This window comes from Bradyrhizobium sp. BRP19, assembly GCF_020194195.1.
Taxonomy (GTDB): Bacteria; Pseudomonadota; Alphaproteobacteria; order Rhizobiales; family Xanthobacteraceae; genus Bradyrhizobium; species Bradyrhizobium yuanmingense.
On record NZ_JADYVZ010000002.1, the window covers coordinates 655,316 to 669,718 of the forward strand.

The following is a 14,403-nucleotide window of genomic DNA, read 5'->3' on the forward strand; positions in this document are numbered from 1 at the left end:
ACCACGCGGCGGAATGACCGAGACCCCGACCCGCATCTTTGTCGACGCCGACGCCTGTCCGGTGAAGGACGAAATCTATCGCGTCGCGATCCGGCACGGCGTGCCCGTGAGCGTGGTCGCCGGCAATTTCATCCGCGTGCCGCAGGACCCTCTGATCGAGCGCATCGCCGCGGGCAGCGGCATGGACGCCGCGGACGACTGGATCGCCGAGCGCGCCAGGCCCGGCGACGTGGTTGTGACCTCGGACATTCCGCTGGCGAGCCGCTGTGTGAAGGCGGGCGCCGACGTGATCGCGCCGAACGGCAAGCCGTTCACCGAAGAATCGATCGGGATGACGCTGGCGGTGCGCAATCTGATGACGGACCTGCGATCGGCCGGCGAAGTCACCGGCGGCCCGCGCTCGTTCTCGCCGCGAGACCGCTCCAGCTTCCTCTCGGCGCTCGACCAGACACTGCGCCGGATCCAGCGCCGCCGCGCAGATCAGGCCGCAACGAGCCAAAGTTAGCCATGGCCCCGCCGCTGATCCAACTCAAAGACATCAGGCTGACCTTTGGCGGCACGCCGCTGCTGTCGGGCGTCGAGCTCAACGTCGCGCCATCCGAACGGGTCTGCCTGATCGGCCGCAACGGCTCCGGCAAATCGACCCTGCTGAAGATCGCGGCCGGCCTGGTCGAGCCTGACGCCGGCACACGCTTCGTGCAGCCCGGCGCAACGGTGCGCTACCTGCCGCAGGAGCCGGATTTCGGCGCGCACAAGAGCACGCTCGCCTATGTCGAGTCCGGGCTCGCGCCGGGGGACGACCAGCACCAGGCGCGCTATCTCCTGGAGCAGCTCGGCCTCACCGGCGAGGAGAACCCGCACAACCTCTCCGGTGGCGAGGCGCGCCGCGCGGCGCTGGCCTTCGTGCTGGCGCCCTCGCCCGACATCCTGCTGCTGGACGAGCCGACCAACCATCTCGATCTCGCCACCATCGAATGGCTGGAGCAGGAGCTCGACTCCAGGCGCAGCGCGCTCGTCATCATCAGCCACGACCGTCGCTTCCTGACCAATCTCTCGCGCTCCACCGCTTGGCTCGATCGCGGCCGGATCAAGCAGATCGATCGCGGCTTTGCCTCGTTCGAGAGCTGGCGCGACGAGGTGCTGGCCGAGGAGGAGCGCGACCAGCACAAGCTCGACCGCAAGATCGTCGACGAGGAGCACTGGCTGCGCCACGGCGTCTCCGGCCGCCGCAAGCGCAACGTCAAGCGGCTCGCCAATCTGCATGCGCTGCGCGCCCAGCGCCGCAACTATCGCGGCACCGCCGGCAGCGCCAACCTCGCAGCCAGCGAAGCCGAGCAGTCCGGCAAGCTGGTGATCGAGGCCAAGGGCATCACGAAATCCTACGGCGAGCGCAAGATCGTCGAGAATTTCTCCACCCGCATCCAGCGCGGCGACCGGCTCGGCATCATCGGGCCGAACGGCGCCGGCAAGACCACGCTGGTCAACCTGCTCACCGGCGGCATGCAGCCGGATTCCGGGACGATACGTCTCGGCGCCAATCTGGAGATGGCGACGCTCGACCAGCATCGCGAAAGCCTCGATCCGAAATCGACACTGGCGGAAGCGCTCACAGGCGGCCGCGGCGATCAAATCATGGTCGGCGGCAAGCCGAAGCACGTCGTCGGCTACATGAAGGACTTCCTGTTCGCGCAGGAGCAACGCGGCACACCGCTGGAGGTGCTCTCGGGCGGCGAGCGCGGCCGGCTGATGCTGGCGCGAGCGCTGGCAAAGCCGTCGAACCTCCTGGTGCTGGACGAGCCGACCAACGATCTCGACCTCGAAACGCTCGACGTGCTCGAGGAGATGCTTGGCGACTACGAAGGCACCGTCATCCTGATCAGTCACGACCGCGACTTCCTCGACCGCGTCGTCACCTCGGTGATTGCGCCGGAGGGTAACGGCAAGTGGACCGAATATGCCGGTGGCTACAGCGACATGCTGAGCCAACGTGGCGCCGATTTGAAGCGCGAGGCGCCGAAAGCGCCACCGCTGGCGGAGAAGAAGGACGAGCGCGCAGCGGTCCCCTCGTCCGCGCCCAAGCGCAAGCTCAGCTTCAACGAGAAGCACGCGCTGGAAACGTTGCCGAAGAAGATGGAAACGCTGCACGCCGATATTGCAAAATTGCAGCGTGTGCTCGACGACCCCGGTCTCTATGCGAAAGATCGCAAAAAATTCGACGACACCTCGGCTGCCATCGCCAAGGCGCACGAAGAACTGTCCGCCGCCGAAGAGCGCTGGCTCGAACTCGAAATGCTCCGCGAAGAGATTGAACAGGCATAACTCATGACAACAACTCTTGCAGCCAAGATCGCCCGCGAATACGGCACACCGTGTGCCGTCATCGACATGGACAGGGTCGAGCGCAACATCGCGCGGATCCAGAAGGCCTGCGACGACGCCGGAATCGCCAATCGCCCCCACATCAAGACGCACAAGAACCCGACCATTGCCAAGATGCAGGTCGCGGCCGGCGCCAAGGGCATCACCTGCCAGAAACTGGGCGAAGCCGAGATCATGGCCAATGCCGGCATCGACGACATCCTGATCAGCTACAATCTGCTGGGCGATGAGAAGATGGCGCGGCTCGGCGCGCTGCAGGCGAAGGCCAACATGACGGTGGCGGCCGACAATTCGACCGTCGTCGCCGGCCTGCCTAAGGCGGCTGCGGCGTCAGGCCGCCCGCTCTCGGTCGTGGTCGAATGCGATACCGGGCGCAAGCGCGCAGGCGTCGAAACGCCGGCGGAGGCGATTGCGCTGGCGCGCGAGATCGCGGCCTCCAAGGGCCTCGAGTTTGCCGGTTTCATGCTTTACCCGACCGAGACCGGCTGGGCTGAGGCCCAAAAGTTCTACGACGAGGCGCTGGCCGGCGTGCGCGCGCACGGGCTCGACGCCAAGATCGTCTCGACCGGCGGCACGCCGAACCTCGTCAATATCGGCAAGCTCAAGGGCGGCACCGAGCATCGCTTCGGCACCTATATCTACAACGATCGCATGCAGGTCGCCGCGGGATCTGCCACCTGGGACGATTGCGCCCTGCAAATCTATTCGACCGTGGTCAGCCGCGCCGCGCCAGAGCGCGGCATCCTCGACGCCGGCTCGAAGACGCTGACGACGGACACCGGCGGCCTCGACGGTCACGGCCTGATCCTGGAACATCCCGAAGCCAAGATCGCGAAGTTCGCCGAGGAGCACGGTTTTCTCGATCTCTCCCGCAGCAACACGCGGCCCAATGTCGGCGACGTCGTCCGCATCGTGCCGAACCACGTCTGCGTCGTCGTCAACATGATGGATGAGGTGGTGATGGTGCGCGGCGAGGACATCATCGGCACGCTGCCGGTGGCCGCGCGTGGGAAGCTGCGGTAGGTGTACGCGCGCCGTTGCCACGGCCGTCATTGCGAGGAGCTCTTGCGACGAAGCAATCCAGACTTCCGCGGAGGAGGGATTCTGGATTGCTTCGCTGCGCTCGCAATGACGGGGGTTAGCGTTTGAGCCACTCCAGCACGCCCCTGCCCGCGGCAGCCCCAGTCGCGAAGGACGCCTGCAAGAGATAGCCGCCGGTCGGCGCCTCCCAATCCAGCATCTCGCCGGCGGCGAACACACCTTGCAATTTGCGCAGCATGAATTGCTCGTCGAGCTCGTCGAACATAATTCCACCCGCGGTCGAGATCGCGCGATCGATCGGCGCCACTCCGGTGAGCTGAACTGGAATAGCATTGATCAGCCCTGCGAGCTCCGCCGGCGAGAACGCGGCCAGCGGCCGGCCGGAGGCGAAGGCTGCCTCCTGCATCAATCCGATGCCGACCGGCGACAATTGCGCGGCCTTGCGCAGGAAGTTCGCCAGCGATTGCTTGCCACGCACGCCTGACAGCCGCGTGGTCAGCGCAGCGGCGTCGAGATCGGGCCGCAACCCGATCATCAGAGTCGCCTGTCCGAGATTCAGCACAGCCTCGCGCAGTTCCGCCGACAACGCGTAGATCGCGCCGCCTTCGATGCCGCTGCGGGTGATCATCGCCTCTCCGCGCACCGTGTGCGCACGAAGCGTCAGCGCCACGCCCTTGAGCGGCTGGCCTTCGAAACGGTCACGGAACACTTTGGACCATGCGACCGTGAAGCCGGAATTGGCCGGCCGCAGCTTCGAGACGGCAATGCCCTTTGCAGCGAGGATGTCGACCCAGCCGGCGTCCGAGCCAAGCCGCGGCCAGCTTGCGCCGCCGAGCGCGAGCAGCGTGGCGTTCGCTTCGATGGCGGAGACGCCTTTCGGCGTCTGAAAGATCAACCGACCCTCGCCGTCCCAGCCGATCCAGCGATGGCGAAAAGCAAAGCGGACACCGGCGGCATCGAGCCGCCGCAGCCAGGCGCGCAGCAAGGGCGAGGCCTTGAACGTTTTCGGAAACACGCGTCCGCTGCTGCCGACGAAGGTCGGCTCGCCCAGCGCCTCGCTCCAGGCACGCAGCGCATCGGGCGAAAATGCCTCGAACGCCGCCAGCAGCTTCGGTGCGGCCTCGCGGTAGCGGGCCATGAATTGCGGCAGCGGTTCGCTGTGAGTGAGGTTGAGTCCGCCGCGGCCGGCCATCAGGAATTTGCGTCCCGCCGACGGCATCGCGTCGTAGACAGTGACGCGGGCGCCGCCTGACGCCAGCACCTCCGCCGCCATCAGCCCGGCGGGACCTGCGCCGATGACGGCGACGTCGGTCAGAGCTTGATCCCCGCCCGCGCCGCGGCCTGGGCGACGTATTTCTGCGTCTGCTCGAACGCGCCCTGCAGCGCCCTGGCCTTCGACATGTCGCTGATCTCGGCGAAATGCGCGGCGATCGCATCCGGCGTCCACTCGCTCTCCGGCAGGTTGATGCCTTCGCTCTCCAAAATCTTGATCACCGCAAACGAGCCGGCACCGGCGCCCATGATGGTGCGGGTCGGCGCATCCTCGCTCAGCATGTACTCGACCGCGGGGGTGATCGCGTTCGCCTTCATCAGCTGCAGCGCCTGCGGCGGCAGCAGCTCTTCCGTCATGCGGGTCGCAGCCGTCGGCGAGATGATGTTGACGCGAATGTTGTTCTTGCGGCCCTCCTCGGCGAGCACGTTCATCAAGCCGACCATGCCGGATTTCGCGGCGCCGTAATTGGCCTGGCCGAAATTGCCGTAGAGGCCCGAGGACGACGTCGTCAGCACGATGCGGCCGTAATTGCGGTCACGCATGCCGGCCCAGGCTGCCTTGCAGCAATAGAAGGTGCCGACGAGATGCACGTCGAGCACCTTCTGGAAATCGGCCACCTCCATCTTGCCGAACGACTTGTCGCGCAGGATGCCGGCATTGGCGCACAAGAGATCGACGCTGCCCCACTCCTTGGTAGCGCGCTCGACCATGGCGGTGACCTGCTCGAAATTGGAGACGTCGGCGCCGTCGGCCATCGCGATGCCGCCGGCCTTGCGGATCTCCTCGACCACGGCCTCGGCCGGCGACAGCGAGCCTCCGGTGCCGTCGCGCGCGCCACCGAAATCGTTGACCACGACCTTGGCGCCGCGGCTCGCCAGCCCCAGCGCATGCGCGCGTCCGAGACCATTGCCCGCGCCGGTGACGATGGCGACGCGTCCGTCGAACCTGATTGGCATAGTGGGTTTCCCAGATGTTAGCCGTCATGGCGGGGTTTGACCCGGCCATCCATCAAAATCGACAGGCTTTTGAGCAGCGATGGGTTGCCGGGTCAAGCCCGGCAAGGACGGCACGGGCCTACTCGAAATAGATCAGGCCGAGCCAGTCGGCGACGAGCGCCGGTTTATCCTCGCCCTCGATCTCGACCGTGACGTTGGTGCGGGACTGGAGCTCGCCTGACTTGCGGAGCTTGGCTTCCGCCAGCACGAAACGGCCACGCACGCGCTTGCCTGAGCGCACCGGCGAGATGAAGCGCAGCCTGTCGAAGCCGTAATTCACGCCCATCGTGGTGCCCGCAATCACGGGCATCACCTCGTAGGACATGATCGACAGCAGCGACATCGTGAGAAAACCATGCGCAATGGTAGTGCCGAACGCGGTTTCCTTCTTCGCGCGTTCCGGATCGACGTGGATGAACTGGTGATCTTCGATCACGTCGGCATAGCTGTCGATGCGGGGCTGATCGATCAGGTGCCACGACGATACGCCGATCTCCTTGCCGATCATGGCCTGATAGGCCTCGAGCGTAACAGGCGGCTTCTTCCAGACTTCGTTCACTTAGGTCTCACTCCGTGTCTTCGCCAGCTCCGGAAAATCCTCCTCACGGAATTCCCGGCCGCGCAAGGGATCGCTGCGATCGTCGTCGCGTTCGAGCCGTCGTAGCTGGACGCGGCGAATCTTTCCAGAGATCGTCTTCGGCAGCTCGGTGACGATTTCGAGGCGGCGGATGCGCTTGAACGGGGCCAGACGCGCGTGCAGGTGCTTGAAGATCGATAGCGCGGTTTCCGGCGAGCGTTCTGCACCCGCGGTCAGCAGCACGAACGCCTTGGGGATCGCGAGCCGGATTGGATCCGGGCTCGGCACCACCGCAGCTTCCGCGACCAGCTCGTGCTCGAGCAGGACGCTCTCCAGTTCGAACGGGCTGATGCGATAATCGGAGGATTTGAAGACGTCGTCAGAGCGGCCGACGAAGGTCAAGTAGCCGTCCTCATCCGCGAAAACGACGTCGCCGCTGCGATAGAGCGCGCCTGCGGCGCCGGACAATTTGCCGTCTTCGCCCTGATAGCCCTGCATCAGGCCGGCGGGACGGTCGGCGCCGAGCACCAGCGTCACCTCGCCCTCCTTTGCGGGATGGCCGTCGGCATCGCTGATCTGCACGCGATAGCCCGGCAGCGGCCGGCCCATCGAGCCGATCTTGATCTTTTGCCCCGGCGAATTGCCGGCGAGCGCGGTGGTCTCGGTCTGGCCGTAGCCGTCGCGAATGGTGAGACCCCAGGCAGCCCGCACCTGGTCGATCACTTCGGGATTGAGCGGCTCGCCGGCGCCGCAGACCTCGCGCAACGCCACCTTGAACGAGGCGAGGTTCTCCTGGATGAACAGCCGCCACACGGTCGGCGGCGCGCACAGCGTGGTGACGCCGCAGCGGCCGATGGTGGCGAGCAGGCCCTTGGCATCGAAGCGGGGCTGGTTGACCACGAACACGGTCGCGCCCGCATTCCACGGTGCGAAAAAACAGCTCCAGGCATGCTTGGCCCAGCCCGGCGATGAGATGTTGAGGTGGACATCGCCGGGCTTCAGCCCGATCCAGTACATCGTGGAGAGATGGCCGACGGGATAGCTGCGCTGGCTGTGCCGCACCAGTTTCGGTTTCGCCGTTGTGCCCGAGGTGAAATAGAGCAGCATCGGGTCGTCGGCGTTGGTGGGACCGTCGGGCGTGAAATCCTCCGGTGCTGTCGCGGCCGCGTCGTAGGCGAGCCATCCATCCGGGCCGGCGCCGACCACGATGCGGACGATGTTCTCGGCGCCAAGGCTCGCGAACTTCGCCACCTGATCTTCGGCCGCCACCACCGCCCTCGCCCTGCCGCGCTCGAGCCGGTCGCGAAGTTCGTCAGCGGTGAGCAGCGTGGTCGCGGGAATCACGACGACGCCGAGCTTCATCGCCGCCAGCATGGTCTCCCACAACGGAACCACGTTGCCGAGCAGCAAGAGCAGGTGATCGCCGCGCTTCAGCCCTTGCGCACGGAGGAAATTCGCGACCTGGTTCGAACGCTTCGAGAGCGCTGCGAAGGAGAGCTTCGTCTGCTTGTCCTGCGCGGCATCGACGATCCAGAGCGCGGGCCGGTCCTTGCTGTCAGCGTTCGCCGCCAGCTCGGCATCGAACCAGTCGAGCGCCCAGTTGAACGGAACCGGATCGGGCCAGCGGAAACCTTTGACCGCCGCCTCGTAATCCGTGCGATGTTGCAGAAGGAACGCGCGCGCTTCCTGAAATGTCGTCATCAAGCTTTCCCGGCTAGACTCCTAACGTGCTTGATAATTCCGGAAAAATCCACCCCGCCCTGCCCGGCTGCGTCGAAAGACTGATAGATCTCCTGCGCATGCTTGCCGAGCGGCGTCGCCGCACCGGCCGCCTTCGCGGCGTCCTGCGCCAGGGTCAGGTCCTTGACCATCAGCGCCGAAGCAAAGCCCGGCTTGTAGTCGTTGTTCGCAGGAGAAGTTGGCACCGGCCCCGGCACCGGGCAATAGGTCGTGAGCGACCAGCACTGGCCCGAAGAGGTCGAGGCGACGTCGAACAGCGCCTGATGTGAGAGCCCGAGCTTCTCGCCGAGCGCAAACGCTTCGCTCACGGCGATCATGGAAATGCCGAGGATCATGTTGTTGCAGATCTTGGCGGCCTGCCCCGCGCCGGCGCCGCCGCAATGCACGATCTTCTTGCCCATGTTCTCCAGCACCGGCTTGGCCGCGGCAAACGCCTTCTCTTCGCCGCCGCACATGAAGGTGAGCGTGGCGCCCTTGGCGCCGCCGGTGCCGCCCGAGACCGGTGCATCGACCGAAAGCACGCCGTTCTTGGCAGCCAGCGCGTGCGCGGCGCGCGCGCTCTCGACGTCGATGGTCGAGGAGTCAATGATCAGCGCGCCCTTGGTCATGGCAGGCACCACCTCGTTCCAGACGCCGAGCACGTGCTTGCCTGCGGGGAGCATGGTGACGACGATATCGGCGCCCTTCACCGCGCCCGCGGCGCTGTCGGCGATGCTGGCGCCATCGGCCTTGGCCTGATTGCGGGAGGCCTCGACCAGGTCGAACGCCACCACCTTGTGGCCGGCCTTGACGAGGTTGGCCGCCATCGGGCCGCCCATGTTGCCGAGACCGATGAATGCGATCGTGGCCATTGTCGTATCCTCCCCTGTCGCGTTGTTAATTGAACTTCAACTCGTCCGCGCCGATCTCGGCGAGATAGGGCGCAAGCATCTCCGGCGTCACATGCTCGATTGCTCGCGGCGACCAGGTCGGGTTGCGGTCCTTGTCGATCACGGCAGCGCGCACGCCCTCGCGAAAATCATCGCTCCGAAACACTTCCAGCGCGGCGCGGTATTCGCGCACCAGGCACTCTTCCAGGCTCGATCCGCGCGCAAGCCGCAGCAGCTTGAGCGTCACCACCATGCCGCGCGGCGATTTTTCGTTCAGCGTCTTCAGCGTGGCCAGCGCGAACTCGGAACCATCGCGCGTCAACGCAGCGAAAATGTCCTCCATGCGATCGAAACCGAACAACGCATCGATGACCGGCTCCCTGGCGGCGACCGGCCCCGCAGTCTCGCCGGAGGCGAAGCCGTCGATGAGCTTGCTGACATCGGCTGCGGTCGCACCGGACCGCAGCTTGGTCAGCGCCTCGCGCAGCTCCGGCAATCTCACGGCCGGCACCACCCAATCGGCAAACTTCGCGTGGATCGCGTCCGGCCCGTTCATGGTCTGGCCGGTCAGCCCGAAATAGGTGCCGATCTCGCCCGGCGAATGCGACAGCAGATAGGTGCCGCCGACATCGGGGAAGAAGCCGAGGCCGACTTCGGGCATCGCGAGCTTGGTCCGATCGGTGACGATACGGTGGCTGGCATGGGCGGACAGACCGACACCGCCGCCCATCACGATGCCGTCCATGAAGGCGACATAGGGTTTTGGAAATTTCTTGATCCGGGCATTGAGGATGTACTCCTCGCGCCACAGGATCTTGCCGAGGTCGCCATTGACCTTGGAACTTTCCCAGAGCGTGCGGATGTCGCCACCGGCGCAGAGGCCGCGCTCGCCGGCGCCTTCCAGCAGGATCACGGCAACGGCAGGATCAGCTTCGAAGCGATCGAGCGCCTTGTCGATGTCGCGAAACATCTCAAGCGTCACGGCGTTGATCGCCTTGGGACGATTGAGCCTGATGATGCCGGCCGCGCCTTCGACGCGCGCGACCAGATCGCCCTCTTCCGCTCCGCTCATCGCGCGCCCTCGATCAGTTTGCGCGCCACGATGAGCCGCATGATTTCATTGGTGCCTTCGAGGATCTGGTGCACGCGTAAGTCGCGCACGATCTTCTCGATGCCGTATTCGCTGAGGTAGCCGTAGCCGCCGTGGAGTTGCAGCGCATGGTTGGCAACCTCGAACCCGACATCGGTGCCGAAGCGTTTAGCCATGGCGCAGAGCATGGTGGCGTCGGGGTCTTTGCGATCGAGCGCCGCGGCGGCGCGCCACAGGAAAGTGCGCGCAGCCTCCAGCTCGATGGCCATGTCGGCGAGACGAAATTGCAGCGCCTGGAATTCGTCCAGCCGTTTGCCGAACGCCTTGCGCTCCTTCATGTAGGCGCGCGCCTTGTCGAGTGCTGCTTGCGCGCCGCCGAGCGAGCACGCCGTAATGTTGAGACGGCCGCCGTCGAGACCCGCCATCGCGATCTTGAAGCCTGTGCCCTCCTCGCTCAGACGATTGGCCATAGGCACGCGGGCGTTCTCGAATATCACCGCGCGGGTCGGCTGCGCGTTCCAGCCCATCTTGCGCTCATTGGCACCGAAGGAGACACCCGGCGCCTTGCCGTCGATGACGAGGGTCGAGATGCCGCCGGGGCCATCACCGCCGGTCCTGACCATCGCGACCAGAATATCCGTGCCGCCAGCGCCGGAGATGAATTGCTTCTGGCCGTTTAGGACGTAGTGGTCGCCGTCGCGCACGGCGCGCGTGCGCAGCGCCGCGGCGTCCGAGCCGGCACCCGGCTCGGTCAGGCAGTAGCTTGCGATCAGCTCCATGGTGCAGAGCTTCGGCAGCCATTGGTGGCGCTGGGTGTCGCTGCCGAAGGCATCGATCATCCAGCTCGCCATGTTGTGGATGGAGATGAAGGCCGAGGTGGTCGGGCAGCCCGTCGCCAGCGCCTCGAAGATCAGCGCTGCGTCGAACCGCGTCATGGCGGAGCCGCCAACATCGTCGCGGATATAGATGCCGCCCATGCCGAGCTTGGCGGCTTCGCGCATCACCTCGACTGGAAAATACTTCTCCTCGTCCCAACGCAGCGCGTGCGGCGCGATCCTTTCCGCCGCAAACGCCAGCGCCATGTCGCGAAGGACGACCTGATCCTCGTTCAGAGCGAACTGCATGCTGGCCTCGCTCTTTAAGAGGATTACTTCATCAGCGGGATCGAGAACTCCGCGCCTTCCTTGACGCCGGACGGCCAGCGCGAGGTCACCGTCTTGGTCTTGGTGTAGAAGCGGATCGAATCCGGTCCGTGCTGGTTGAGATCGCCGAAGCCCGATTTCTTCCAGCCGCCGAAGGTGTAATAAGCGATCGGCACCGGGATCGGCACGTTGATGCCGACCATGCCGACGTTGACTCTGGCCGCGAAGTCGCGCGCGGCATCGCCGTCGCGGGTGAAGATGGCAACGCCGTTGCCGTAATCGTGGTCGGACGGCAGCGCCAGCGCCTCCTTGTAGTCGTGCGCGCGCACCACCGAGAGCACCGGGCCAAAGATCTCTTCCTTGTAGATCCGCATGTCCTTGGTGACGTTGTCGAACAGCGAACCGCCGAGATAGAAGCCGTTCTCGTAACCCTGCATCTTGAAGCCGCGGCCGTCGACGGCGAGCGTCGCGCCTTCCTTGACGCCGATGTCGATGTAGCTCTTGACCTTCTCGACCGCCTCGCGGGTCACGAGCGGACCGTAGTCGGCCGACGGATCGATCGAGGTGCCGATCTTCAAGGACTCGACGCGCGGGATCAGCTTTTCCATCAGGCGGTCGGCGGTGGACTTGCCGACGGGGACCGCGACGGAAACGGCCATGCAGCGCTCGCCGGCCGAGCCGTAGCCGGCGCCGATCAGCGCGTCGACGGCCTGGTCCATGTCCGCGTCCGGCATGACGATGGCGTGGTTCTTGGCGCCGCCGAAGCACTGGCAGCGCTTGCCGGTCTGCGCGGCGCGCTCGTAGATGTATTGCGCGATCGGCGTCGAGCCGACGAAGCCGATGGCCTTGATGTCGGGATCGTCGAGGATGGCGTCGACCGCCTCCTTGTCGCCGTTGACGACGTTGAGGATGCCGGCGGGCAGGCCCGCTTCCATCATGAGTTCGGCGAGCAGCATCGGCACGCCGGGGTCGCGCTCCGAGGGCTTGAGGATGAAGGCGTTGCCGCAGGCGATCGCCGGCGCAAACTTCCACATCGGGATCATCGCCGGGAAATTGAACGGCGTAATGCCTGCGACGACGCCGAGCGGCTGACGCATCGAATAGATGTCGATGCCGGGGCCAGCGCCTTCGGTGTACTCGCCCTTCATCAGATGCGGAATGCCGCAAGCGAATTCCGCGACTTCTAGGCCGCGCTGGATGTCGCCCTTGGCGTCGGGGACGGTCTTGCCGTGCTCGCGCGCGAGCAGCTCGGCGAGCTTGTCGTAATCGCGCTGGACCAGCTCCACAAATTTCATCATGACGCGGGCGCGGCGCTGCGGATTGGTCGCGGCCCATTCGGGCTGTGCCGCGCGCGCGTTCTCGACAGCGGCGCGGACTTCGGCCTTGGACGCCAGCGCCACCTTGGCCTGAACGTCACCGGTCATCGGCTCGAAAACGTCGGCGGTGCGGCCAGAGGTGCCCTTGACCTCCTTGCCACCGATGAAATGTCCGATTGAACGCATGGAATGATCTCCTTCAGGCCGAGCGTGGTCGCTTTGACAAATCCTATTGACCTGCATTTTATAGGATTCAAGTCTGAGATAATGCACCATAGATGTGCGAAAATGCTGGATCAAGGCGCTATCGATTGGGACGACTTTCGCTTCGTGCTGGCCATCGTGCGGGGCGGCTCGGTGTCGGCTGCGGCAAAACAGCTGGGGGTCGACCATGCCACCGTGATCCGCCGCGTCGACCGGCTGGAGAAGCACCTCTCGGCCAAGCTGTTCGACCGGCGCAAGACCGGCTACCTCCTCACCGAGGCCGGCCAGCGCGTCGCCGACAGCGCCGAAGCCATGGAATCGACCATTGTTGCCAATCAGGAGCAGGTCGGCGGCTCCGTGGCGCGGCTGACCGGGACGGTGCGGATCGGCGCGCCTGATGGGTTCGGCACCGCCTTCCTGGCGCCGCGGCTGACGCCGTTCGCGGACCGCTATCCCGATCTCGACTTGCAACTTGTAGCAACCGCGCGGCTGTTCAGCCTCTCCAAGCGCGAGGCCGACATCGCCATCAGCCTGACCATGCCGAAGGAAGGTCGCATCGTCGGGCGCAAGCTGCTCGACTACCGCCTCGGGCTCTACGCAGCCCCCGCCTATCTCGACCGCTTCCCGAAAATCGCCTCGCGGCAGGATCTGACGCAGCACCGCTTCGTCGGCTACATCGAGGAACTCTTGTTCACGCCTGAGCTCGACTATCTGCCGCAGGTGTCGCCGCGGATCTCGGCGCGCTTCCGCAGCGCCAATCTGATCGCGCAGCTCAACGCCACCCTCTCCGGCTTCGGCATCGCGGTGCTGCCGCATTTCATGGCGAGCGACTATCCGCAGCTTGTCGCCGTGCTGCCCGAAGAGATCTCGATCACGCGGACGTTCTGGATGCTGATGCACGCCGACAGTAAGGACCTGGCGCGGATCAGGGCCGTGGCGGATTACATCTCGGAGATTGTCGAGCGCGAGCGGGCGTTGTTTGCTGGGCGGTGAACGGCGGTCTCGTAGGGTGGGTTAGCCGAAGGCGTAACCCACCTCTTCCGTCTCCGCGGACGAACACAGTGGTGGGTTACGCCAAGCGAATGCGCTTCGCGCAATCGCATGGCTAACCCACCCTACACGGCATTTCGCCTAGTTCTGTTTCGCCTTCTTCGCGGCCGCCACCTTCGACTCACGCTTCGCTCCCTCGTTCGCGTGGTCCCGGCCGGCCTTCAGCATCTCGTCGGACAATTCGCTCGAGCCGGCGATGCGCGCCAGCAGCATGGTTCCGGCCATCGTCGCGAGCGTCGCGATCGCCTGCTTGCGTGCCGCCTTGCGGGGCATGTTCGGGATGGTGTCGGTCAGGGCCTCGATCATCTCATCCAGCTTGCCGGCAAAGGCCTTGCGTGTCTTCGGACTCTCGCGGGCGATCTCGGCTCCCAGCGCGGGAATCGAGCAGCCGTGACCGGGATTGTCGCGATGCAGCGTGGACAAATAGCTTTCCGCGATCAGCGCCAGCCGCTTTTCCGGAGCGACCTCGCCGGTGAGCTTGCGCCAGTGTTCCATCGAACGGTCCATCGCGTAGGCAAAAGCCTCGATCACCAGCGCCTCGCGGGAATCGAAATGCGCGTAAAAGCCGCCGTGGGTCAGGCCCGCCTCCTTCATGAGGTCGGCGACGCCGATACCGTGGGCACCCTTCTCCCGCAGCCGCACCGAGGCCTTCTTCACGATGCGATCGTGGGTTTCCTGCTTGTGTTCCCGGGAATAGCGCATGCGGATCTCATTGAATGTCGGAGAT

The 14,403-nt window shown here is 65.3% G+C and carries 13 protein-coding genes; 4 read left to right on the forward strand and 9 right to left on the reverse strand.

The window, feature by feature from the left end; translation table 11 throughout:
• The first annotated feature begins 13 nt into the window (after nucleotides 1-13).
• The 3 genes from I6F36_RS08960 to I6F36_RS08970 are packed head-to-tail and all read left to right on the forward strand — an operon-like array spanning nucleotide 14 to nucleotide 3,402.
• Nucleotides 14-505: a YaiI/YqxD family protein gene (locus I6F36_RS08960; protein ID WP_057028908.1), complete on the forward strand. Its 492-nt coding sequence runs from the start codon at nucleotides 14-16 to the stop codon at nucleotides 503-505.
• 2 nt (nucleotides 506-507) lie between these two features.
• Entirely contained in the window at nucleotides 508-2,319 is a 1,812-nt protein-coding gene (locus I6F36_RS08965; RefSeq protein WP_036001046.1) for an ABC-F family ATP-binding cassette domain-containing protein, read from the forward strand.
• 3 nt (nucleotides 2,320-2,322) lie between these two features.
• Complete coding sequence (locus I6F36_RS08970) at nucleotides 2,323-3,402, forward strand: D-TA family PLP-dependent enzyme (protein WP_225171301.1); 1,080 nt, start codon at nucleotides 2,323-2,325, stop codon at nucleotides 3,400-3,402.
• A 115-nt stretch (nucleotides 3,403-3,517) separates the two neighbouring features.
• Here I6F36_RS08970 and I6F36_RS08975 read toward each other — a convergent pair whose 3' ends face one another.
• The 8 genes from I6F36_RS08975 to I6F36_RS09010 all read right to left on the reverse strand — a co-directional run bounded on the left by I6F36_RS08975 (nucleotide 3,518) and on the right by I6F36_RS09010 (nucleotide 12,608).
• Complete coding sequence (locus tag I6F36_RS08975) at nucleotides 3,518-4,735, reverse strand: TIGR03862 family flavoprotein (protein ID WP_225171378.1); 1,218 nt, start codon at nucleotides 4,733-4,735, stop codon at nucleotides 3,518-3,520.
• A complete protein-coding gene (locus I6F36_RS08980) occupies nucleotides 4,732-5,649 on the reverse strand; it encodes an SDR family NAD(P)-dependent oxidoreductase (RefSeq protein ID WP_225171302.1) in 918 nt (305 codons plus the stop codon). Before I6F36_RS08980 ends, I6F36_RS08975 begins: the two co-directional genes overlap by 4 nt.
• Nucleotides 5,650-5,767: 118 nt before the next feature.
• Nucleotides 5,768-6,247, reverse strand: a complete 480-nt coding sequence (locus tag I6F36_RS08985) for a MaoC family dehydratase (RefSeq protein WP_225171303.1) — start codon at nucleotides 6,245-6,247, stop codon at nucleotides 5,768-5,770.
• Complete coding sequence (locus I6F36_RS08990) at nucleotides 6,248-7,966, reverse strand: AMP-binding protein (protein WP_225171304.1); 1,719 nt, start codon at nucleotides 7,964-7,966, stop codon at nucleotides 6,248-6,250.
• On the reverse strand, nucleotides 7,966-8,886 hold the full coding sequence (gene mmsB / locus I6F36_RS08995; RefSeq protein ID WP_225171379.1) for a 3-hydroxyisobutyrate dehydrogenase: 921 nt from the start codon (nucleotides 8,884-8,886) through the stop codon (nucleotides 7,966-7,968). The genes I6F36_RS08990 and mmsB overlap by 1 nt, the downstream gene beginning before the upstream one ends.
• Nucleotides 8,882-9,946 carry an enoyl-CoA hydratase/isomerase family protein gene (locus tag I6F36_RS09000; RefSeq protein WP_036022520.1) on the reverse strand — a complete coding sequence of 355 codons (1,065 nt, stop codon included), beginning with the start codon at nucleotides 9,944-9,946 and terminating at the stop codon, nucleotides 8,882-8,884. The genes mmsB and I6F36_RS09000 overlap by 5 nt, the downstream gene beginning before the upstream one ends.
• Nucleotides 9,943-11,088, reverse strand: a complete 1,146-nt coding sequence (locus tag I6F36_RS09005) for an isobutyryl-CoA dehydrogenase (protein WP_225171305.1) — start codon at nucleotides 11,086-11,088, stop codon at nucleotides 9,943-9,945. Before I6F36_RS09005 ends, I6F36_RS09000 begins: the two co-directional genes overlap by 4 nt.
• A gap of 23 nt (nucleotides 11,089-11,111) precedes the next feature.
• On the reverse strand, nucleotides 11,112-12,608 hold the full coding sequence (locus tag I6F36_RS09010) for a CoA-acylating methylmalonate-semialdehyde dehydrogenase (RefSeq protein ID WP_036001072.1): 1,497 nt from the start codon (nucleotides 12,606-12,608) through the stop codon (nucleotides 11,112-11,114).
• A gap of 102 nt (nucleotides 12,609-12,710) precedes the next feature.
• Here I6F36_RS09010 and I6F36_RS09015 point away from each other — a divergent pair, with 102 nt between their 5' ends.
• On the forward strand, nucleotides 12,711-13,619 hold the full coding sequence (locus tag I6F36_RS09015; protein WP_036001074.1) for a LysR family transcriptional regulator: 909 nt from the start codon (nucleotides 12,711-12,713) through the stop codon (nucleotides 13,617-13,619).
• A gap of 138 nt (nucleotides 13,620-13,757) precedes the next feature.
• Here I6F36_RS09015 and I6F36_RS09020 read toward each other — a convergent pair whose 3' ends face one another.
• A complete protein-coding gene (locus tag I6F36_RS09020; protein ID WP_225171306.1) occupies nucleotides 13,758-14,378 on the reverse strand; it encodes a TetR/AcrR family transcriptional regulator in 621 nt (206 codons plus the stop codon).
• Nucleotides 14,379-14,403: the final 25 nt, after the last annotated feature.